General features: G+C 65.1%; 17 protein-coding genes, 1 tRNA gene and 1 pseudogene. 18 read left to right on the forward strand and 1 reads right to left on the reverse strand.

The genetic code is table 11. The features are described from left to right. Positions 1-88: 88 nt before the first annotated feature. The 16 genes and pseudogenes from ACXJMY_RS34905 to ACXJMY_RS34980 all read left to right on the forward strand — a co-directional run bounded on the left by ACXJMY_RS34905 (position 89) and on the right by ACXJMY_RS34980 (position 20,012). Positions 89-846, forward strand: a pseudogene (locus ACXJMY_RS34905) (IS5 family transposase). A gap of 485 nt (positions 847-1,331) precedes the next feature. Then, positions 1,332-2,213, forward strand: a complete 882-nt coding sequence (locus tag ACXJMY_RS34910; RefSeq protein ID WP_456623915.1) for an ABC transporter substrate-binding protein — start codon at positions 1,332-1,334, stop codon at positions 2,211-2,213. Beyond that, complete coding sequence (locus ACXJMY_RS34915) at positions 2,213-3,829, forward strand: amino acid ABC transporter permease/ATP-binding protein (RefSeq protein WP_456623896.1); 1,617 nt, start codon at positions 2,213-2,215, stop codon at positions 3,827-3,829. Before ACXJMY_RS34910 ends, ACXJMY_RS34915 begins: the two co-directional genes overlap by 1 nt. Positions 3,830-3,884: 55 nt before the next feature. Continuing rightward, positions 3,885-5,126, forward strand: coding sequence for an acetamidase/formamidase family protein (locus ACXJMY_RS34920; protein WP_456623897.1), 1,242 nt, complete (start codon positions 3,885-3,887; stop codon positions 5,124-5,126). 293 nt (positions 5,127-5,419) lie between these two features. Next, positions 5,420-7,774 (forward strand): acetamidase/formamidase family protein, encoded by a 2,355-nt coding sequence (locus ACXJMY_RS34925; RefSeq protein WP_456623916.1) that lies wholly within the window; start codon positions 5,420-5,422, stop codon positions 7,772-7,774. Continuing rightward, the gene (locus tag ACXJMY_RS34930) at positions 7,771-8,154 is read left to right on the forward strand and encodes a RidA family protein (RefSeq protein ID WP_456623898.1); all 384 of its coding nucleotides are present in this window, start codon (positions 7,771-7,773) and stop codon (positions 8,152-8,154) included. The genes ACXJMY_RS34925 and ACXJMY_RS34930 overlap by 4 nt, the downstream gene beginning before the upstream one ends. 614 nt (positions 8,155-8,768) lie before the next feature. Then, positions 8,769-9,932 (forward strand): PspA/IM30 family protein, encoded by a 1,164-nt coding sequence (locus ACXJMY_RS34935; RefSeq protein WP_456623899.1) that lies wholly within the window; start codon positions 8,769-8,771, stop codon positions 9,930-9,932. Positions 9,933-9,942: 10 nt separating this feature from the next. Further along, a complete protein-coding gene (locus tag ACXJMY_RS34940; protein WP_456623900.1) occupies positions 9,943-10,602 on the forward strand; it encodes an OB-fold-containig protein in 660 nt (219 codons plus the stop codon). Between the two features lie 22 nt (positions 10,603-10,624). Then, complete coding sequence (locus ACXJMY_RS34945; protein WP_456623901.1) at positions 10,625-12,325, forward strand: flotillin family protein; 1,701 nt, start codon at positions 10,625-10,627, stop codon at positions 12,323-12,325. 208 nt (positions 12,326-12,533) lie between these two features. Next, complete coding sequence (locus tag ACXJMY_RS34950; protein WP_456623902.1) at positions 12,534-12,902, forward strand: hypothetical protein; 369 nt, start codon at positions 12,534-12,536, stop codon at positions 12,900-12,902. Positions 12,903-13,036: 134 nt separating this feature from the next. Beyond that, positions 13,037-13,111: transfer RNA gene (locus tag ACXJMY_RS34955), tRNA-Asn, on the forward strand. 216 nt (positions 13,112-13,327) lie between these two features. Further along, positions 13,328-13,507 (forward strand): hypothetical protein, encoded by a 180-nt coding sequence (locus tag ACXJMY_RS34960; RefSeq protein ID WP_456623903.1) that lies wholly within the window; start codon positions 13,328-13,330, stop codon positions 13,505-13,507. 140 nt (positions 13,508-13,647) lie between these two features. Continuing rightward, the gene (locus ACXJMY_RS34965) at positions 13,648-14,310 is read left to right on the forward strand and encodes a protein-L-isoaspartate O-methyltransferase family protein (RefSeq protein WP_456623904.1); all 663 of its coding nucleotides are present in this window, start codon (positions 13,648-13,650) and stop codon (positions 14,308-14,310) included. Positions 14,311-14,526: 216 nt separating this feature from the next. Next, positions 14,527-15,918 carry a TolC family outer membrane protein gene (locus ACXJMY_RS34970; RefSeq protein ID WP_456623917.1) on the forward strand — a complete coding sequence of 464 codons (1,392 nt, stop codon included), beginning with the start codon at positions 14,527-14,529 and terminating at the stop codon, positions 15,916-15,918. Positions 15,919-16,217: 299 nt separating this feature from the next. Then, entirely contained in the window at positions 16,218-16,991 is a 774-nt protein-coding gene (locus tag ACXJMY_RS34975) for a PopZ family protein (protein ID WP_456623905.1), read from the forward strand. A 141-nt stretch (positions 16,992-17,132) separates the two neighbouring features. After that, complete coding sequence (locus tag ACXJMY_RS34980) at positions 17,133-20,012, forward strand: valine--tRNA ligase (RefSeq protein WP_456623906.1); 2,880 nt, start codon at positions 17,133-17,135, stop codon at positions 20,010-20,012. Positions 20,013-20,122: 110 nt separating this feature from the next. Here the strand turns inward: ACXJMY_RS34980 and ACXJMY_RS34985 are convergent, their stop codons facing one another. Next, positions 20,123-20,725: a DNA-3-methyladenine glycosylase gene (locus ACXJMY_RS34985; protein WP_456623907.1), complete on the reverse strand. Its 603-nt coding sequence runs from the start codon at positions 20,723-20,725 to the stop codon at positions 20,123-20,125. A gap of 130 nt (positions 20,726-20,855) precedes the next feature. Here ACXJMY_RS34985 and lipA point away from each other — a divergent pair, with 130 nt between their 5' ends. Both lipA and ACXJMY_RS34995 read left to right on the forward strand, forming a co-directional pair. Continuing rightward, a complete protein-coding gene (lipA, locus tag ACXJMY_RS34990) occupies positions 20,856-21,812 on the forward strand; it encodes a lipoyl synthase (protein ID WP_456623908.1) in 957 nt (318 codons plus the stop codon). A 6-nt stretch (positions 21,813-21,818) separates the two neighbouring features. After that, positions 21,819-22,289 carry a type II toxin-antitoxin system RatA family toxin gene (locus tag ACXJMY_RS34995; RefSeq protein ID WP_456623909.1) on the forward strand — a complete coding sequence of 157 codons (471 nt, stop codon included), beginning with the start codon at positions 21,819-21,821 and terminating at the stop codon, positions 22,287-22,289. Positions 22,290-22,367: the final 78 nt, after the last annotated feature.

Consider the following 22,367-nt stretch of genomic DNA (forward strand, 5'->3'; position numbering starts at 1 on the left):
CCTAGGCCTAGGCCCGATCGACATTCGGGATTCCCAAGTGGTTTGATCGCTGATTCATAGAGTTCCGTGATTCGACACGGAGCGGATGATGGCGGCGAAGCGATATGAGCTGACCGAGGCGCAATGGGCGAGGATCTCACCACTGCTGCCGGGGAAAGCTGGCGACCCGGGACGTACGGCTGCGGATAATCGTCTGTTCGTCAACGGATGTCTGTGGGTTTTGCGGTCGGGTGCACACTGGTGCGACCTGCCGGAGCGGTACGGCAAGTGGAAAACGGTGCATCAGCGCTTCAGCCGCTGGTGCCATGCTGGCGTCTGGGAGCGCGTGTTCGCTGCGCTGACCGCCGATCGCGACAACCAGTATCTGATGATCGACAGCACCATCGTTCGCGCCCACCAGCAGGCGGCGAGCGGAAAAGGGGGGCCAAAGATCAGGCGCTGGGGCGTTCCCGAGGCGGACTGACCACCAAGATCCACATGCTGGCTGATGCGCTCGGCCGTCCGCTCCGCTTCATCGTCACCGCTGGGCAGGTCAATGACATCACCCAGGCTCCGGCCTTGCTCAATGGCCAGATCGGCGATGCAGTGCTCGCCGACAAAGCCTATGACAGCAACGCCCTGCGTGCGATCATCGCGGAAATCGGCGCAACGGCGGTGATCCCGTCAAACCGCACCCGCAGGATCATCATTCCGCACGACGCCGACGCCTACAAACAGCGCAACCGCATCGAGCGCTGCTTCTGCCGGCTCAAACACTTCCGACGCTTGGCAACCCGTTATGACAGGCGAACCGCCAACTTTACCGGCTTCATCCATCTCGCAGCCGCAATGATCTGGATGCAATAAATGTCGATCGGTCCTAGTCTGTGAGTTTGTGCGCAGCAAGTGGCTCGTGGGGGCTCGCGAATCCGGCATAATCGCCCTGTGGATATGCTGCGGATAGGCTGTGGAAAGCGGTGATCTGGTTCGGTAGCCGGCCGCAGATGCATCTGCAAAGCGTCGCATCCCCGTCGGTAGCCGTCATATCTCTGTCAAATAGCCTGACCAGATGATTCCCGGATCGCGCGAATTGCTGCGTCGTCTGGAATGATTTGGTTCTCCCGAATTCGGAATCCCGCACCGGCGGCGCTTCGTGCCTGCGAACAGTTTTTGTGCAGCCGCTTGCCCAAATCGCGGGCTCTCTCCATCCAATTTTTTGTACGCCCGCGGACAAGCTTTCCTGTCCGCACTCCACCTAGGCTCGCTCCCGAGATCTGGAACATGGCCAGTGCCATGACAATTCGAAGGAGCTGGAGATGGAGACACGGGTATTGCCCCAGACGCGGCGGGGGATGTCGCGCGCATTGCCATGGCGCAAGGTCGCACTCGGCGCCACCATCGCTCTCGGCCTCGTCGCCGCGGCACCGCTGAGCGCGCAGGCCGCCGCGCCCGCCGCCTGCGCCGCGCTCCAGGAGAAATATCCGGACTGGAAGGGCAAGACGCTGGTCAACGCCATCAATCCGCACACGCCGGGTTATGAGACGATCGACCCGAAGGACCCCAGCAAATATATCGGCTTCGACATCGATCTCGGCGAAGCCATCGGCGAATGCCTCGGCTTCAAGCTGACCTACAAGCCGGTGACGTTCGCGGCACTCCTGACCACGCTCGCCGCAGGCCAGGCCGACATCGTCATCTCCGACATCTACGCCACCAAGGAACGTGCCAAGGCTGCCGACTTCATCACCTATTCGAAGGTGTTCGACGGCGTGCTGGTCGCCAAGGGCAATCCGAAGGGCATCAACGGCATCAACATGTCGATGTGTGGTGCTGCTGCCGCCGAGAACACCGGTTATGTCGAGGTGCCCCTGATCCAGGCGCTGATGCCGGAGTGCAAGAAGGCCGGCAAGCCCGAGCCGACCGTCCAGCTCTACGACAACAACGCCAACTGCATCCAGGCGATCCTCGCCGGCCGCGCCGACACCTATGTCAACGACGTCAACACCGTCGACAGCGCGGTGAAGGCCTATCCGGACAAGCTGGAGAAGGCGATCGCGGTGACGATCCCGTACTCGGTCGGCATCGCCGTCCCGAAGGACAAGCCGAAATTCCGCGACGCCGTGCTCGCCGCGCTGATCGAGGTGCAGAAGGCCGGCACGCATATGGAGCTTCTGAAGAAGCACGGGCTCGACGTGAACAACTTCAAGGAGCCGGACATCCTGACGGCTGACTGATGTCCCTGTTCCTCCATTACCTGAGCATGCCGTATCTGCTCGAGGGCATCGAGCTTACCCTCGAGGTGACCGCCCTCGGGCTCGGCGGCGGATTGATCCTCGGATTGATCCTCGCCGGGATGCAGCTGTCCCGCTTCTGGCTCTTGGCGGCGATCGCCCGGGCCTACACCGTGATCTTCCGCGGCACGCCGCTGATCCTGCAGATGGTGTTTGCCTACGACGCGCTGCCGCATATCGGCATCAAGCTGCCGGCGGTGCTGGCCGCCGGCCTCGCGCTCGCCTGCAACGAGGCGCCGTTCATCGCCGAGATGCTGCGCGCCGGCGTGCTCGGGGTCGATCGCGGACAGGTGACGGCCGGCCAGGCGCTCGGCATGACGCCCCGGGTCCTGATGTGGCGGGTGATCGCGCCGCAGGCGATCCGCACCATGATCCCGGCCTTCGGCAACGAGGCCGTCAGCGCGCTGAAGAATTCCTCGCTCGCCTCCGTCGTCGCGGTCCAGGAACTGACGCTGCGCTCGACCCAGCTCGCGTCCTCGACCTTCGACTTCTTCTCGATCTTCTTCGCCTCCGGGCTGCTTTACCTAGTGCTGACCTTTGCCATCAGCGTCATCCAGCTGTTCGTCGAATGGCTGCTCGATCTCGACCGCGCCAAAGGCCGCGAGCGCAAGCTCGCCGACTATCTGCCCTGGCGCCGGGTCGATCTCACGGCCAGGCCTGATCCCGCGGAAGCGCCTGCCGGGCCCGCGCAGGCGGAGCAGCTTGCCGAGACGCCGCCGCTGGCCTTGACCCGCGAGGAGCGCACCCGGCGCGCGGCGACGATCGCGCGCAACAACATCGCGGTCGAGACCAAGGATCTCGTCAAGAGCTACGGCGCGCAAAAGGTGCTCGGCGGGCTCGATCTCACCGTCCGCGTCGGCGAGGTGGTCGCGCTGCTCGGTCCGAGCGGCTCCGGCAAAAGCACGCTGCTCCGCTGCATCAATCATCTCGAAAGCTGGGACGCCGGCACCGTGCGCGTCGGCGGCCGCCGCCTCGGTTTTGACGACGACGGCCAGCTGCTGTCGCCGCGGGCCATCGCCAACGAACGGGCGACCGTCGGCGTCGGCATGGTGTTCCAGCAGTTCAACCTGTTCGCCCACCTCTCGGCCAAGGAGAACATTGCCGGACCGCTGCGCTGGGTCCACGGCATGACCAGGATCGATGCCGACCGCCGCGCCGCCGAGCTGCTTGAGCGCGTCGGCCTGACACACCGCGCCGATGCGCTGCCGCGGCATCTCTCCGGCGGCCAGCAGCAGCGCGTGGCGATCGCGCGGGCGCTCGCACCGAACCCGAGCGTGCTGCTGCTGGACGAGCCGACCTCCGCGCTCGATCCCGAGCTCGTCAACGAGGTGCTGGAGGTAATCCGGCGCCTCGCCATCGACGACGGGCTGACCATGATCATCTCGACGCACCAGATCCGCTTTGCCGACGAGGTCGCCGACCGCGTCGCTTTCTTGAGCGGCGGCACCATCATCGAGGAGGGACCGGCGCATGAGGTGCTCACCAACCCGCGCAATCCGCTGACCGCGCGTTTCCTCAGCGTGATGGAAGCCGACAAGATTCCGGAGGCGGTGCGATGACCCTGCCGTCCGGCCTCGCAAGACCAGCGACCGCGTTCCCCGAAGAGGCCACCACATGAAGCATTTCACGCTGCCGGTTTCGCCAAAGACCGTCCACTGGGGCTATTTCTCAAAGGCGGTCGCCCCGGCCCTGACGCTGCGCTCCGGCGATCGCGCCACCATCGAGACGCTGACCCATCACGCCAATGACGATTACGAGCGCATGATCGCCGGCGATCCCGGCGCCGAGAGCGTGTTCCAGTGGACGCGCGAGCACAAGGCGGTCGCGCGCCGCGGCTCCGGCCCGGTCGAAGGCCCCTTCATCCGCGGCGCGGGCGAGGGGATCGGCGTGCATCTCCTCACTGGTCCCGTTGCGATCGAAGGCGCCGAACCCGGCGACATCCTTGAAGTGCGCATCCTCGACGTCCGGCCGCGGCCGAGCTGCAGTGCCTGCCATGCCGGCCGCTGCTTCGGCTCCAACGTCGCGGCGAACTGGGGCTTTCATTATCACGATTTGATCGAGGAGCCGAAGCCGCGCGAGGTCGTCACCATCTTCGAGCTCGATACCTCGGGCGAGCCGTATGCCAAGGCGGTCTACAACTACGTCTGGACGCCGCAGACCGATCCCGACGGCATCGTGCACGCAATGATCGACTATCCCGGCGTCCGCGTCGATCACGCCACCATCAGGAAGCGCGAGAACATCCTCTCCAGCGTGAAAGTGCCCGCACGCTTGCATTTCGGCACCATGGGCCTTGCGCCATCGGAAGCCGACTTCGTCAGCTCGATCCCGCCGAGCTACACGGGGGGCAACATCGACGACTGGCGCATCGGCAAGGGCGCGCGGATGTTCTATCCGGTCGCAGTCCCCGGCGCCTATTTCTCCGTCGGCGATCCCCATGCCGCGCAGGGCGACAGCGAGCTCGGCGGCACCGCGATCGAGACCTCGCTCACCGGCGACTTCGAATTCATCCTGCACAACAAGGCCGACCTCGCCGGCACCAATCTCGAAGGCCTCGACCATCCGATGCTGGAGACCGATCAGGCCTGGTCGTTCTACGGCTTCACCTATCCGAACTATCTCGCCGCGCTTGGCGCCGACGCGCAAACCGAGATTGCCAATCACTCGAGCCTCGACCGTGCGATGCGCGATGCGTTCAGAAAACTCCGCCGGTTCCTGATGACCGTGCACGGCCTCAGCGAGGACGAGGCGATCTCGCTGCTGTCGGTCGGCGCCGATTTTGGTGTCACCCAGGTGGTCGACGCCAATTGGGGCGTCCACGGCACAATCCGCAAGAACATCTTCCGGTGCGACTGATGCGGGGTAGCCCGGATGGAGCGAAGCGCAATCCGGGTCTGTCACAGCGGGCTCGGAGGTCCCGGATTACGCGGAGCCTGTCATCGGGCGGCGCTTCGCGCCGACCCGTTGGCTCCATCCAGGCTACGCATCGTGCTGAATGTCGGTATCAGGCTCTAACACTTTGAAGGACGGCCCGTTTCCTGGATGAGCGCGTGACCAACAAACCTCATCTGCGGCCCGTCGCGGCGACGGAGGATCGCGTGCGGCTGGCACAGAGGTTGCTTCGATCGACGGCAATCTGGGTCGATCCAATGAGCTTCCGGCCGTTCACGAGCGAGTCCTACGCGCAAGACGACCGCCCCGAAGCCTGGCGGGACGTGCTGGCTGCCGTGGGCCTGCAACCCGCGACCGGTCATGCCTTCCTTGACGGGCACGCGACGGCGTCGCATCGCCAGGCCTCGGGCGTTGCGCTAACGCGCATGGCCGCTGGCGCGCAAAGCGTCGGGCCTCTTTCGCACGCCAATGAAGAGCTGCCGATCGCGCTGATGCCGGTCGAGGACGGCATGGTGCTCAAGAGCGCCGCCGGCCACCGCATCGTTCCGGTCGGCCATCTCGTGCTGCTGCCGCGGAGCGGGGACTGGAGCATCGTGTTCCAGCGCGACATGCGCGCGATCGTGCTGTCGGTGACCTCGGAGGCGTTGCATGGGCGCCTCTCCGGCAAGCCGCGGCTCGGCGAGCCCCGGGTCGTTCCGCCCAGTGGGTTCGCCGATGTGTTCGCGCGCCTGCTGGATGCGACCGCGCGCACGCTCGACACGTTGAGCGATGCCGAATGGAACGCGGTCGCGCAAAGTCTGGTCGATCTCCTGCTGACGCTCGCGCATCAACTGGCGGCCTCGACGTCCGATGCCGGATCGAGCGCGACACAGGCCGCGCTGCTGCACCGGATCTGCCAGACCATCGAGCGCCGGCTCGACGATCCCGAACTGGTGCCGGCGCGCGTCGCGCAGGCCGAGGGCATTTCCGAGCGCTATTTGCAGAAGCTGTTCGAGACGGTCGGCGACAATTTCACCCATTACGTCCGCGAGCGCCGGCTCCAGCGCGCCTGGGCCGACCTGTCCAATCCGACGGAGGCCCATCGCTCGATCTCGGAGATCGCCTACGCCTATGGCTTTGGCGATTCCGCGCATTTCAGCCGTGCCTTCCGCCACCGCTTCGGCCTGCCGCCGCGCGAGTTCCGCCAGCAGGAGGCGGAGCGCGCAACCTTACAGCACGGGATCACCGGTCAGCGCGGCTGGCCGCAGGAGGCGCTGGCGCAGCTCCGCGCGCATCAGGCGGGTGCGGAGGCGCGCAGCAATGTGTCCCGCACGGACTCTGACGAGCCGAGAACGGCCGAACACAAGCACCATCATCTTCCGATCGAAGCCAACCGTGTTCATTGGGGCTATTTCAGCCGCTCGCTCGCGCCACAGCTCGAGATCGCCTCGGGCGATACCATCACCATCGAGACGCTGACCCAGCACGCTTCCGACGACCCCGAGTTGATGATCGCGGGCGACGCCGCCGCCGAAAGCGTGTTCGGCTGGACGAAGGCGAAGAAGAACGTGGACCGCCGTGGCGCCGGTCCGATGGACGCCAGCGTGTTCGGCCGCGGCGCCGGCGAAGGCTTTGGCGTGCACATCTGCACCGGGCCCGTGGCGGTGAAGGACGCCCAGCCCGGCGACGTGCTGGAAGTGCGGATCCTCGACATCGTGCCGCGCGCGAGCCGCCATCCGAAACATGCAGGCCGCGTGTTCGGCTCCTCGGTCGCGGCGTGGTGGGGCTATCATTACGACGAGTTCCTGTCGGGACCGAAGCCGCGCGAGGCGGTGACGATCTACGAGATCTTCGACGACACTGACGCGCCGCATGCGCGCGCGCTGTATTCCTATCGCTGGGAGCCGCAGACCGATCCGTTCGGCGTGGTGCACCCCACTTACGACTATCCCGGCATTCCCGTCGCGCCCGGCACGGTGAAGCGCCGCCACGCCGTGCTCGACGGCATCCGCATTCCCTTGCGTCCGCATTTCGGCGTGATCGCGGTGGCGCCGCGCGAGGTCGATTTCATCGATTCCGTGCCGCCGTCCTATTTCGGCGGCAATCTCGACAATTGGCGGCTGGGGAAGGGGGCGACCGTCTATCTTCCGGTCTCCGTCCCCGGCGCGCTGCTGTCGGTCGGTGATCCCCACGCAGCCCAGGGCGACGGCGAACTGAGCGGCACCGCGATCGAATGCTCGATGACCGGCACGTTCGAGGTGATTCTGCACAAGAAGGCCGACCTCGCCGGCCGGCCCTTCGCCGATCTCAGCTATCCCCTGATCGAGACCGCCACCGACTGGGTGCTGACCGGCTTCAGCCATCCCAACTATCTCGCCGAGTTCGGCGCGCAGGGCCAGAGCGAGGTCTACGCAAAATCCTCGCTCGACCTCGCCATGAAGGACGCCTTCCGCAAGATGCGGCGCTTCCTGATGAACGTGAAAGGTCTCAGCGAGGACGAGGCGATCGCGCTGATGTCGGCGGCCGTCGATTTCGGCGTCACCCAGGTCGTCGACGGCAATTGGGGCGTGCACGCCATCATCAGCAAGCGTCTGTTTCAGGACGCGCCTCAACCGCAAGGACAACTCAAGTGAAATTCCACATGATTAGCGGCGGACCGAAGCCGGTCGCGCCCTTCAGCCACGCCGTCGAGACCGACGGTTTTGTTTTCGTCACCGGCCAGATGCCGGACACGCCGCAAGCGCCGGGCGTGCTGCCCGACGGCATCGTCGCGCAAACCCACGCGGTGATGGAGAATTTGAAAGTGGTCCTCAGAGGTCTCGATCTCGGCCTCGAGCACGTCGTGATGGCGCGCATTTATCTGACGCGCTTCAAGGAAGACTACGCGGCGATGAACGAGACCTATCGCACCTACTTTGCGCCCGGCCGGCTGCCGGCCCGCACCTGCGTCGGTGTCACGGGCTTAGCCTATGACGCGCTGATCGAGATCGATCTGGTGTGCCGGCGGCCGTGATGGTCCGTAGGGTGGATTATCCCGCGGCTGCGCGTAGCGCGGTCCGCGGCATAATCCACCTCTTCAGTCGCCGCGGCGGCAGACGTGGTAGATTACGCTTCGCTAATCCACCCTACAGCCGGCACCCGGTCTTCCCTGCGCCCTCTGGCAAGAGGGTGTCGAGATCAAGCAAAGCTCGGGCGAGATGAGCCGCGAGAGTGCCGATCTGCGTCTGCGCACACGTGACACGCAAGGCCTATCACCGTCACCCTGAGGTGCTCGCCTTCTTGGCGAGCCTCGAAGGGTGAACGGCCCGGCGGCATCCCGGCCGTTCATCCTTCGAGGCTCCCGATGAGGCGCACCGTGCCCCATCGCTCGCACCTCAGGATGAGGGGGCCACGCAACAGCGAGATTGAGAAAGCGCCGCTTCGTGGAGAGGGCGCCGTGGCATGGCTCCCTCCAACTCGTCTTAAATTGCAACCCGCGCGTGCAAGAAGTCTTGATCGGCCGTGATCTAGGGGTGATCCGCCGCCTTGAACGTGGACCCGAGCCACCGCGACTAATCCCCAGAGTGCCCAAGGATCAGTGGAACGTGATTGCGCTTCCCCTTCCTAAAGCACCAAAATGGTGCTTTAGTGCTTTCCATGAGCCCGTCGCCCCGAAACGCGCCGTCCGCGCTGCGTTACCGGCTTGCCCCCGACCCGGCCGCCAAGGCCGCGATGGAGGCGACGTTCGAGGCCTATGACCGCATGATGGAAATTCTGGACGAGGTCGCGCGGAGCCACAACGTGGGGTCCAACGTCGTCCTGTTGCATGCCCACGCCTACGAGCCGATCCGCAAGCAGACCGCGCTGCCGTCGCGGCTGGTGACGCTGGGCCTGCGCGACCGCGCCGATTATCGCGCGGCGGGAGGCCGCCGCCTGCCGCTCGACGACAAGCTCGCCAAGATCAAGGGGCCGGCCACCATTTCGATTGCGACCGTGCAGGGGCGCTTCAGCGTGCCCTTCGACTACGCCGGTTATGCCGAGGGCTGGGGGCAGAGCGCGCCCGCGCACCTGATCCGCACCGACGACGGTTTCGAGGTTCACTACGGCGTCACGCCGAACAGTCTGCCAGAGGAGGAGAATGCCATGGATACCATTGCTGCCGCCCCCGACAATTTCCTGTCCCGGGTCGGGCGCCTGATCGCCGGCATCGCCTATGACGCGATCGAGCAGGCGGAAGGCAAGAACAAGCTTGCGGTGGTCGGACAGGCCATCCGCGAGATCGAGCGCGCCGAGGGCGAGGCCCGCGATGCGCTCGCATCCGCGCGCGCCGAGGAATACCGGCTCAACGCGCGGCGTACCGAGATCGAGCGCGAGATGACCGATCTCACCGCCAAGATCGAGAGCGTGATCGCGGACGGGCGTGATGATCTCGCGCGCGCCGGCATCGCGCGCCAGATGGATCTGGAAGCGCAGTTCGAGGTGCTCTCCCGCGCCATCGACGAGAACAACGAGAAGATCGAGCAGTCCGTCACGTCCCTGCGCGCCGTGCTGTCGGCGCTTCAGGATGCCGAAAAGCGCCGCGCCGATCTCGAGAAGAGTGAGGTGGCTGCCAGTCACCAGGCTTCCGGTTCGCCCCGGAAACAGGGCGGCGCTGCTGCGGCGGCAAAGGCGTTGCGCGCGGGCAGGGCGGTGGCGCGTGCCACCGGCGTTCCGGCCGCGATTCCATATTCAAGCGACATCGACGAGCTCAGCACGTTGCATCGCGACAAGGAGATTGCAGCGCGGCTGGCTCGGTTGAAGTCGCGCTCCTGAGTAATGTGTCATGAGCGCACTGCTCGAACATGTGATGGCGCCGGAGGTCAGGCCGTTCGCGATCGCGGCGGCCATGATCGTCATCGTCGGCTCCGTCGAGGTGGTCTCGATGCTGGTCGGGGCCTCCCTGAGCGAGATGCTCGGCACCAACATCGATTTCGGCCACCCCAGCGACAATGGCGTGATCAACGCCATTTCCTGGATCAATGTCGGCGGCGTGCCGCTGCTGATCTTCCTGCTGCTGCTGCTCGGCGCCTTCTCCATCACCGGCTTCCTGATCCAGGACATCGCGCGGATGGTCGCGGGTCCCTTGCCGGCGACGCTCGCCTCGGTCGGGGCGATCGTCGTCTCGGTTCCACTGGTCCGCGCCGCGAGCGGCGCCATCGCGCGGGTCATTCCCAGGGATGAAAGCTACGCCGTCGGCCTCGGCGATCTCGTTGGCCGCGTCGGTGAAGTCGTCATCGGTCCGCTCGACCAGGGGCCGCCGGGCCGCGTCAGCGTCGCCGACGTCCACGGTAACAGGCACTTCGTCTGGGCGGTTGCTGCCCCTTCGTCTTCGCCCTTGTCGCAAGGAACCATGGTCCTGTTGGTCGATCGCGTCGGCACCCGTTTCGTGGCGGTCAAGGCCGACGATGAACTCAAACCGTTCAAGCCACCTCTAAGCAGCTAGCAAGTCATTATTGGAGAAAGTCATGTTCGACATAGCAGTCCCGGCCATGATCGGCGTCGCGCTGATCGTCGTCCTGGGGATCGTCTTCACCATCCTCTACAAGCGCGCCACGCGCGACGAGGCCTTCGTGCGCACCGGCCTCGGCGGCAAGAAGGTCGTGCTCGACGGCGGCGCCATGATCCTGCCGATCTTCCACTCCTATGCCAGCGTCAATTTGAAGACGCTGCGGCTCACCGTCGAGCGCAAGGAGCGGGAATCCCTGATCACCAAGGACCGCTTGCGGGTCGATATCGTCGCCGAGTTCTACGTGCGCGTCCGCCCCGACGATGAAAGCATTGCGCTCGCGAGCCAGACGCTGGGCGCGCTGACCAATGACGCCGAAGCCCTGCGTAACCAGGTCGAAGCAAAATTCGTCGACGGCCTGCGTTCGGTGGCGGCCACCATGTCCATCCTGGAGCTGCAGGAAAAGCGCAGCGATTTCGTCAAGCACGTGCAGGCGACCGTGGAGTCGGACGTCAAGTCAAACGGTCTCGAGCTTGAATCGGTATCGCTGACCAAGCTCGATCAGACGGATGTGAAGTTCTTCAATCCCGAAAACTTCTTCGACGCCGAAGGTCTGACCCAGCTGAAGACCGTCACCGAGACCCGCCGGCGCGACCGCAACTCGATCGTGCGCGACAACGAGGTGGCGATCGCGCAAAAGGACCTCGAGGCGCGGCAGCAGACCCTGACCATCGAACGCACCAAGAAGGAGGCCGAGCTCTCCCAGGAGCGCGACATCGCCAACAAGACCGCGAGCACCCGCGCCGAGGTCGCGACCGCGACGCAGACCGCGCGCCTGACCGAGGAGAACGCCCGCATCGATACCGACCGCGCGGTCGCCGAGAAGGAGGCTGGCGCCAAGCAGGTCAAGGAGACCGCAGTGATCGAGTCGGATCTGGCGATCAACAAGCGCAAGACCGACGCCCAGCGCGAGATCCAGATCGCGACCCAGGAGAACGAGATCCAGATCGCCTCCAAGAGCAAGCAGACCTCGGAAGCCGTGGCGGAGGCCAAGACCGCCGAAGCGCTCGCTGTGTCCGCGGAGGAAAAGGTCGTCACCGCGCGCGCTGTCGAGGTCGCCGACCGAGCCCGCCTGACCCAGGTGCTGGCGGCACGCACCGAGGCCGAACGCAAATCGACCGAGGTGATCGTGGCGGCCGAAGCCGAGAAGAAGGCGGCGCTCGATCGCGCCGAGGCCACCAAGACGCTGGCGACGGCGGAAGCCGAGTCCAACAAGATCAAGGCGGTCGGCGTCAGGAACATCGGCGAGGCCGAGGCCGCGATCATCACGCTCAAGAACGAGGCGCAGAACAAGCTCGGCGCCAACGTGATCGATTTCGAGCTCGCCAAGAAGCGGATCGAGACCATGCCCTCGGCGCTGGCCGAGATGGTCAGGCCGATCGGAAACCTCAAGGACGTCCGCATCCTGCACACCGGCGGCGCGTTCGGCGGCAATGGCGTCGGCGGCGGCAATGTCGGCTTCGGCGAAGGGCTTGCCGGCGAACTCCTCAAGGTGCACGCGCTGCGTCCGATGATCGACGAGATCCTGCGCCAGAGCGGTTTTGCGCCGGGTGACGATCCCGTGAAAGCGCTGGTCGGCGCCGTGACGGGGAAGGGCAACGGCGCCGCGGTGCCGGTGGCTACGCCCGCCGTGGAGAAACCAAACGCCGCCGACCTATGAACGCCCGTTCATTGCTGCGGAGAATTCGAATCGATAAGAAATCCCCGTGCGCGTCTCGCGTCGCGCACGGCTCCGGAGTGCTGATCGAGGCGTGTTGAACCTTTCGATCGCGCTCCGGACGACTCTCTCAGGCAACGCATTTGTTGCCGCGGTGCCTGCGGCGATCGACGACAGGCGCTAGAGGCTGTTTCGATCGGGGGAATTTCACATGAAGTATTTTCTGTCTGGACTGATCGCCATCGGTCTTTCGATTGCCGCCGCGCCGTCATTCGCGGCCGATGCCCGCAACGTCACTGTCGTCAACGAGACGGGCTACGCCATCAAGTTCCTGGGCTTCAATGCGCCGGACGACGGTCTGGATGAATGGGACAACGAGCTCGACAAGGTTTTGCAGAACCAGGCGTCGACCTATGTCGAGTTCGACGATGACGACGAGGGGTGTGTCTGGAACATCCGCGTCGACTGGCAGAACTATGACGAGTCGGTGCTCTGGAAGAACGTCAATCTCTGCAAGTTCACAGCGCTTCGGCTGCGCTACGATTCCGGCACCAAGACCACGTCGTTCGTCGCCGAATAGTTTTACCGCGCATGGCCCGGAGGAGGGGCCGCAGAGGCCCTTCCTCGACGCGTTGCGGAAGATGACGAATTCGTCCTTTGCAAGCGCAAGCGGCTTTGTTATACGCAGCCGCGCGCGAACGTCGGTTCGCCCTTTCCTCGGTAGCTCAGCGGTAGAGCATCCGACTGTTAATCGGATGGTCGCTGGTTCGAATCCAGCCCGGGGAGCCAAATTTCACCGTAAATTCAGTGGGTTGCAGCCTCATCCTGAGGCAGCGCACGACGCTGTTCCAGTCGTCTGTGAGCCCGTGAATATCCTCGAACCTGCGCGGAATCACGCCTCAAGCAGATGTGTGTGGTGGCGCCGTCGCGCCATGAGGCCGGCGCCAAATCGACTCAATTCAAATCGAGCTTCGGGCTGCCGGGTCCATACGGAGCTGATTCCCCATGCGACACATCCACGTTGACCGTTCCCAACTGGCGCCCTCGATTCTGCCGTCCGACATCCCCGAGCTCAGCGACGATGAATGTCTGGTCCGCCTCGCGCGCGCGGTCGAGACCCCCGATTCGGCACGGCTGGACGAGGTTGCGGCGCTGATCGGCCGGCTCGCGGTCGCGATCGAATAGGCCCGTCTCGATCCTTGATGCCTTGACTTGCGGATGCCCCGGCCCTCCGGGGCAACGGACGTGTTGCGTTTTGGCGGGGCCTGCTCCAAATATGCCGCCAACTTTCGTCCGCGGCATCGTCCGCATTCCAGGGTCCGCAAATGTCCGGTTTTTCGACCGCGCGCCAAAAAATGGTCGATGGCCAGGTGCGCACCACTGACGTCACCGATCGCCGCATTCTCGATGCCATGCTCACGGTTCCCCGTGAGGCCTTCGTCCCGGCGAACCGGCAAGCCCTGGCCTATCTCGATCTCGACCTCGACGTGAGCGAGGGGGGCGCCAAGCGGTTCCTGATCAAGCCGGCGCTCACCGGCAAGCTGCTGCAGGCCGCCGAGATCGGCGAGGGCGACAATGTGCTGGTCGTGGGCTGCGCCACCGGCTATCTCGCCGCGCTGACAGCCAAACTTGCCCGCCAGGTGACCGCGACGGAATGCGATTCGGCCCTCGCCGCGAAAGCCAGGGACGCCGTCGGCGCCATTGGGCTGGCCAATGTGACCTGCAAGGCCGCGGCCTGCGCCGAGGGGGATCCCAGTTCCGCCCCCTATGACGTGATCGTCCTCAATGGCGCCACCGAGGTGACGCCCGAAGGGCTGTTCGGTCAGCTCAGGGAGGGCGGGCGTCTGGTGGGGGTCTCCGCCGAGACCCAGCCGTCGCGGGCCATCATCGTGACCCGTTCCCACGGCGAATTCGGCCATCGGGCGCTGTTCGATGCCGCAGCCCCGGTCCTTCCCGGGCTGGAACGGGCCGCCGCCTTCGTCTTCTGACAGTCCTTGTGACCATTCCGGCCCGTTAAAATCCCGTTCCGAATCAGAAGTGTGGCCGGGATGCTGCACGTGAAGAGTTTCCACCGAGAACTACCCTCAGGTAGTTCCGTCGCGCTCGACCGCGTCCTATGTTGCGGCGGGGCAACGACTCCACTCGGATACGGTAACCAGGCTCGCGGGCACGAGGCTGGCGTTAGAATGAACGGAATTTCACGGATGCATGGGGTGAAGCTCTTCACCGGAGCTGCGGTTTCGGTCCTGCTGATGGCGCTGGCCGGGCCCGCGCCTGCCTTGGCGGACACGATCGAGGCCGCATTGGTGCGCGCCTATCAGAACAATCCGCAGCTCAACGCGCAGCGCGCCCAGGTGCGCTCGACTGATGAGAACGTGCCGCAGGCGCTGTCGGGCTATCGCCCCAAGGTCAATGTGACCCTCGGCACCGGGTATCAATATCAGGACATCCAGGCGACGCAGAAGGGCCTGGGGATCCATAGCGATCCTCCGCTTCAGCCCAACAGCGCCAGCCTGACCGTCAACCAGACGCTCTACAACGGCAATCAGACCGCCAACAGGACGCGCGCGGCGGAGAGCCAGGTCTCGGGGTCCCGCGAGGCGTTGCGCGTGCTCGAGCAGACGGTCCTCCTGCAGGCTGCCACGACCTACATGGACTATCTGCGCGACGCCGCGACGCTCGAAGTCCAGCGCAGCAACGTGCGCGTGCTCGAGCAGACGCTGAAGCAGACGCGCGATCGCTTCAACGTCGGCGAGGTGACGCGCACCGACGTGGCGCAGTCCGAGGCGCAATTGGCCGCCGGCAAGACCCAGGCGCTGACCGCCGAATCGAATCTCACGACGACGCGCGCGAACTTCCGCCGGATCATCGGCAACGAGCCGTCGAACCTCGCTCCGGGCTCGCCGGTCGATCGTTTCCTGCCCGGGACGATCGCCTCCGCTGTCAATCTGAGCCTGGTGGAGAACCCCAGCGTCACGGCTGCGATGTACGGCATCGACGTCAACTATCTCCAGGTCAAGATCAGCGAAGGCGCGCTGCTGCCGACGGTCACGGTCCAGGCTGGTGTCAGCACGTCCTATCAGCAGACCCTGACGGTCTTCCGGACGAATACCGCGTCCGCCATCGCGACTGCCTCCGTGCCGATCTTTCAGGGCGGCGCGGAATATTCGCTGATCCGCCAATCGAAAGAGAATCTGGCGCAGCAACGCCTGAATCTTGAAACCACCCGCGACCAGACTCGCGCCAACGTCGTGCAGGCCTGGGGCCAGTTGGAAGCCGGCAAGGCGCAGGTGCAGTCCGCGCAGGCGCAGGTCACGGCCTCCGAGATCGCGCTGAACGGCGTGCGCGAAGAGGCCAAGGCCGGACAGCGCACCACCCTCGACGTGCTCAACGCACAGCAGGCGCTGGTCAACGCGCGCGTGGCGCTGGTGACCGCGCAGCACGATCGCGTGGTCGCGTCCTACTCCGTGCTCAGCGCGGTTGGCCGCCTTGCACCGCAGGTGCTCGGCCTCAACACCACGGTCTATGATCCGAGCGTGCACTATCATCAGATCCGCGACAGCTGGGTCGGCGTGCGCACGCCTGACGGACGCTGATTGCACAAATCAGGTTGGCCTCGCGAATAGGCGAGGCCAACCGGCGGTTTGCTTGCAATCATCAAATTCCCTGACATAGCCTTGCCAAGAAGTTGCGGGTCGATTCGCCCGCATCTGCTGTCGTTTGCGTAAAGCTCGGGTGCCGAGAGCAGGGCGCACGGCCATATGTTGAGCCGTGATCTGGGGACAAGTCTGGCTGTCACGACGAAAATGTCGGGCCGCCGGTCCGGAACCGGCCAATCCCGGCGTGCTTGGTGTAAAATAACGCATGCGAGGGCGTTGAGGATGTGGAGTCGGAGATGACGCAGCCTGCAAAGGTCACAGAACCCTCCATGGAGGAGATTCTGGCCTCGATCCGGCGCATCATTGCCGACGACGAGGCCAAGCCGCCGCCGGCCGAGGCTGCGAAGCCTGCGCCTGCGCCCGCACCGCCTGCGCCAAAGCCGCAGGCGATGAACGACATTCCGCCGTCCAAAGTCTCGCCGCCGGTGAAGCCGGCTGCCGAGAAACCCGCGCCACCGCCCGCCGCCAAGCCGGCGCCGCCTCCGCCCCCTGCGGCAGCCGAATCCAACAACCAGGATGATATCGACGCGCTGCTGGCTGGCCTCGATGGAGCGACCGCCGCACCCGAGATGCGGGCGCCCGAACCGGAGCCTGAGCCCGAAGCTGACGTTCTCGAACTGACCGACGAGATGGCGGTCGAGGTTCCCGAGCCGACACCACCTCCGCCGCCGCCGAGCTTCCGCAAGGTCGAGCCGCGCGACGATCTCGAATTCGCCGAATCGGCGCCGCCGCGTCCTGTGCCGCCGCCGTCATATGCGCCGGTCGACTACGATGCCCCGCCATTGCCGCCGCAGCAGCCGATCCTGGCGCAAACCACGGTCTCGGCGGTCGAATCCGCCTTCAATTCCCTGGCCCACACGGTGCTCAGCAGCAATGCGCGGACCTTGGAGGACCTGGTCAAGGAGATGCTGCGCCCGATGCTGAAGTCCTGGCTCGACGACAACCTGCCGGGCCTCGTTGAACGCATCGTGAAGGCCGAAATCGAGCGGGTCTCGCGCGGCGGCCGGTAGGACCGGCCGCAGAGCCCTCATAAATGCCCTGCTTGTGCATCATCTTTGGCTCCCGACCGAGCCGGGAAGCCCCGCTGCCACCTGGCATTCCGTTGACCTTTTCGTTGACTTGGCCCCCGCGCGCGGCTTTCTAACGGCCCCATGATCGAGAAAAATTACCAGCCCGCCGATATCGAATCCCGCATGTCCGTCGTCTGGGAGGACAGCCTTGCGTTCAAGGCCGGCCGTCCTGACCGCCGCGACGCAGTGCCCTTCACCATCGTGATCCCGCCGCCAAACGTGACGGGCTCGCTGCACATGGGACATGCCCTCAACAACACGCTCCAGGACATCCTGTGCCGCTTCGAGCGGATGCGCGGCCGCGACGTGCTGTGGCAGCCCGGCACCGACCATGCCGGCATCGCCACCCAGATGGTGGTCGAGCGGCAATTGATGGAGCGCCAGCAGCCCGGCCGCCGCGAGATGGGCCGCGAGAAGTTTCTCGAACGGGTCTGGCAGTGGAAGGCCGAGAGCGGCGACACCATCATCAACCAGCTCCAGCGGCTCGGCGCCTCCTGTGACTGGTCGCGCGAGCGCTTCACCATGGACGAGGGTCTGTCGAAGGCCGTCGTCAAGGTGTTCGTCGAGCTGCACCGCGATGGCCTGATCTACAAGGACAAGCGGCTGGTGAACTGGGACACCAAGCTGCTCACCGCGATCTCCGATCTCGAGGTGCAGCAGACCGAGGTCAAGGGCAGCCTCTGGTATCTGCGCTATCCGATCGAAGGCAAGACCTTCAGCCCGGACGATCCCTCGAGCTTCATCGTCGTTGCGACCACGCGTCCCGAGACCATGCTCGGCGACACCGGCGTGGCCGTGCATCCCGAGGACGAGCGCTACCAGAAGCTGGTCGGCAAGCACATCATCCTGCCGCTGGTCGGCCGCAAGGTTACGATCGTTGCCGACGACTATTCCGATCCCGAGAAGGGCTCGGGCGCAGTGAAGGTGACGCCTGCACACGACTTCAACGACTTCGAGGTCGGCAATCGCCACGGCCTGCGCCGGATCAGCGTGCTCGACAGGGAAGGCTGCCTCGATCTCCTCGACAACGAGGATTATCTGCGCGATCTGCCGGAAGGTGCCGCGCAATTCGCCGAGGAATTCCACAAGGTCGACCGCTTCGCTGCGCGCAAGCTTATCGTCGAGCGGCTGGAGGCGTTCGGCTTCGTCGAGCGGATCGAGCCGCACACCCACATGGTGCCGCATGGCGATCGCTCGGGCAGCGTGATCGAGCCGTATCTGACCGACCAGTGGTATGTCGACGCCAAGACGCTCGCAAAGCCCGCGATCGCGGCGGTGCGTTCGGGCGAAACCAGCTTCGTGCCGAAGAACTGGGAAAAGACCTATTTCGAGTGGATGGAAAATATCCAGCCCTGGTGCATCTCGCGCCAGCTGTGGTGGGGCCACCAGATCCCGGCCTGGTACGGTCCGGACGGCAAGGTGTTCGTCGCCGAGACCGAGGAAGAGGCCGTCAGCCACGCGCTCGGCTACTACGTCGAGCAGGAGGTCATCACGGTCGAGCAGGGCCGCGAGATGGCGCTCGACCGCAACAAGCGCGAAGGCTTCATCACCCGCGACGAGGACGTGCTCGACACCTGGTTCTCCTCGGCGCTGTGGCCGTTCTCCACGCTCGGCTGGCCCGAAGACGCGCCCGAGGTGGAGCGCTATTACCCGACCAACGCGTTGGTGACCGGCTTCGACATCATCTTCTTCTGGGTCGCCCGGATGATGATGATGGGCCTGCACTTCATGAAGGAGGTGCCGTTCTCGACGATCTACATCCACGCCCTCGTCCGCGACGAGAAGGGCGCCAAGATGTCGAAGTCGAAGGGCAACGTCATCGATCCGCTCCACCTGATCGACGAATACGGTGCGGACGCGCTGCGCTTCACGCTGGCCGCAATGGCCGCGCAGGGGCGTGACATCAAGCTCGCGACCAGCCGCGTCGAGGGCTATCGCAACTTCGCGACCAAGCTCTGGAACGCCTGCCGGTTCGCCGAGATGAACCACTGCGCCGTGCCCGACGGTTTCGAGCCGACGAAGGCGAAGGAGACGCTGAATCGCTGGATCGCGCATGAGAGCGCGCACACCACGCGCGAGGTGACCGAGGCAATCGAAGCCTATCGCTTCAACGATGCCGCCGGCGCGATCTACCGCTTTGTCTGGAACGTCTATTGCGACTGGTATGTCGAGCTCGCAAAACCCGTGCTGCTCGGCCCGGACAGCCCCGCCAAGGACGAAACCCGCGCCATGGTGGCCTGGGCGCGCGATGAGATCCTGAAACTCCTGCATCCCTTCATGCCCTTCATCACCGAAGAGCTCTGGGAGGTGACGGCCAAGCGCGACGGCCTGCTCGCACTGGCGGAATGGCCGCTGAAGCAGCCGGCCGAGCCGACGCCGGAGAAACTGGCGATGCTCGCTGCGGCGGCCGGACCGACCGAGCAGCTGCTGTCGCCGGTGCTGGTCATGCCGATGTTCGACCACGCCGACTTCACCGATCCGAAGGCTGAGGCCGAGATCGGCTGGGTGATCGACCTCGTCACGCAGATCCGCTCGGTGCGCGCCGAGATGAACATCCCGCCGGCAACGCTGACGGCGCTGGTGCTCGCCGGTGCCTCGGCCGAGACCAGGGAGCGCGCACCGCGCTGGAGCGACGTGATCAAGCGGATGGCGCGGCTGTCCGACATCTCCTTCGCCGATCGCGCGCCTGACGGTGCGGTTCAGCTCCTGGTGCGCGGCGAGGTCGCCGCGCTGCCGCTGAAGGGCGTGATCGATGTCGCGGCCGAGCGCACGCGCCTCGACAAGGAGATCGGCAAGGCCGACGCCGACATCAAGCGTGCCGAATCCAAGCTGGCGAACGAGAAGTTCGTCGCCAACGCCGCCGAAGAGGTGGTCGAGGAGGAGCGCGAAAAGCGTGAGGCGGCGCTGGCGCGCAAGGCCAAGCTGCTGGAGGCGCTGGAGCGGTTGAAGCTGGCGTCGTAGCCTCTCTGTCATTCCGGGATGGTCCGAAGGACCAGACCCGGAATCTCGCGATTCTCAGGTGCGCAATTGCGCACCATAGTTCGCGTCTTCGACGCGCCCCGGAATGACGGCTACTTCGGAAACGGCTTGCTCAGAAACCTCGAGCCCTTGACGCCATAGCGCCAGGGCAGCTCGACGGCCTTGGTGATGCCGATCCGGATGCCTGCTGCCACCTCCATTTCGGCCGTCCGCGCGTGCAGCGCGAGCGGCGGCCGGTCCAGCGGCAGGGTGTTGTGGGCGATTGTGATGCCGAGCGCTTCCGTCAGCTTGCCCGGGCCCGAGCACAGTGCGTGCACGTCCTGGAGATGGCGACGGCGCCGCATCGCAGCCAAACCATGCGTCGGCTCCAGCGCGCGGATCAGCACGGCGCTGGCCGAGCCTTTCTCCTCGCAGACGAAATTGACGCACCAGTGGATGCCGTAGGAGCGGTAGACATAGGCATAGCCGGGCGGACCGAACATGATTTGGTTCCGCGGCGTCGGGCCGTTGTAGGAGTGGGCCGCGGGCTCGGTATGATGATAGGCCTCGACCTCGACGATGATGCCGCCGATGCCGTCGACCAGCATGGTGGCGCCGATCAGGTCCGGGGCGACCTCGTGAACGCTGCGCGCAAAAAAGGCACGCTTGAGCGGCTTGCCGAGCCGCAGTTTGGAGGCATTCGATGCTGGAGCCATTCGAGCCGAGAATCGCCTGAGAACAGAGCAGGATATTGCCCATATCTGCCATGTTCCCTGAAGCGGGGCGAGCCGGGTTGCGATGCGTGGCGAGACCGACTAGGTAGGACCTGAACAGACCGGATACCCCATGGTCGTTATTGTCGATACCATCTCGAACCCGCTGCGCCCGCGCCACCCCGAAAAGGTGAATCGCCCCGATTCAGCTTCGCCGCCGAAGCCGGACTGGATCCGCGTGCGCGCGCCCAACACCCGCGGCTATGCCGACACCCGCAATATTGTGCGGGCCAACGGCCTGCACACGGTGTGCGAGGAGGCGGGCTGTCCGAATATCGGCGAGTGCTGGGACAAGAAGCACGCGACCTTCATGATCATGGGTGACACCTGCACCCGCGCCTGCGCCTTCTGCAACGTCAAGACCGGCCTGCCGAATGCGCTGGACGCGGCTGAGCCTGCGAATGTCGCCGAGGCGGTGGCCAAGCTGGGGCTGGCGCACGTGGTCATCACCTCTGTCGACCGCGACGATCTCGCCGACGGCGGCGCCGAGCATTTCGCCCAGACCATCCGCGCCATCCGCGCAGCATGTCCGTCGACCACGATCGAGATCCTGACGCCCGACTTCCTGCGCAAGGAGGGGGCGCTGGAGGTCGTCGTCGCGGCCAAGCCCGACGTCTTCAACCACAACCTCGAGACCGTGCCGTCGCGCTATCTCACGGTGCGGCCCGGCGCGCGCTACTTCCACTCGATCCGGCTGTTGCAGCGGGTCAAGGAACTCGACCCGGCCATCTTCACCAAGTCCGGCATCATGGTCGGCCTCGGCGAGGAGCGCCACGAGGTGCTCCAGGTCATGGACGATCTCCGCTCGGCGGAGGTCGATTTCCTGACCATCGGCCAGTATCTCCAGCCGACCCGCAAGCACCACGCCGTGATGCGCTACGTGCCGCCGGACGAGTTCGGATCTTATGAAAAGGTCGCCTACACCAAGGGCTTCCTGATGGTGTCGGCGAGCCCGCTCACCCGTTCGTCGCATCATGCCGGCGAGGATTTCGCGAGATTGAAGGCCGCACGGGCCGCGCACGCCCGCTGAACCGCTATGCCCAAATTTTCGAGCAAGCGCCGTGTCAATCACAGCGCATCCGAGATGTTTGATCTGGTTGCGGATGTCGAGCGCTACCCGGAATTCGTGCCGCTGTGCAGCGCGTTGAAGGTCCGCCAGCGGATGGCGAAACCCGACGGCACCGAGGTGCTGATCGCCGACATGACGGTGTCGTTCAAACTGGTCAAGGAATCCTTCACCAGCCGCGTGACGCTCGACCGCGCCAACCTGAAAATCCTCGTCGAATATCTGCAAGGTCCGTTCAGCAACCTTGAAAACCGCTGGACCTTCGAGCCCAAAGGTGAGGGCGTTTGCGACGTCGGCTTCTTCCTCGCCTACGAGTTCAGGAGCCGCATGCTGGCGATGCTGATGGGCTCGATGTTCGACGCCGCCTTCGCACGCTTCTCCAGCGCGTTCGAGAAGCGCGCGGATGCGATCTACGGCCGGCCGAAGCTGGCGTCGACGTAGCGGCTGCTCGCGTAGCCCGGATGGAGCGTAAGCGTAATCCGGGCGCTCTTGGCGTGCTGACCCAGTTGTCCCGGATTG

The organism is Bradyrhizobium sp. P5_C12 (assembly GCF_054049735.1).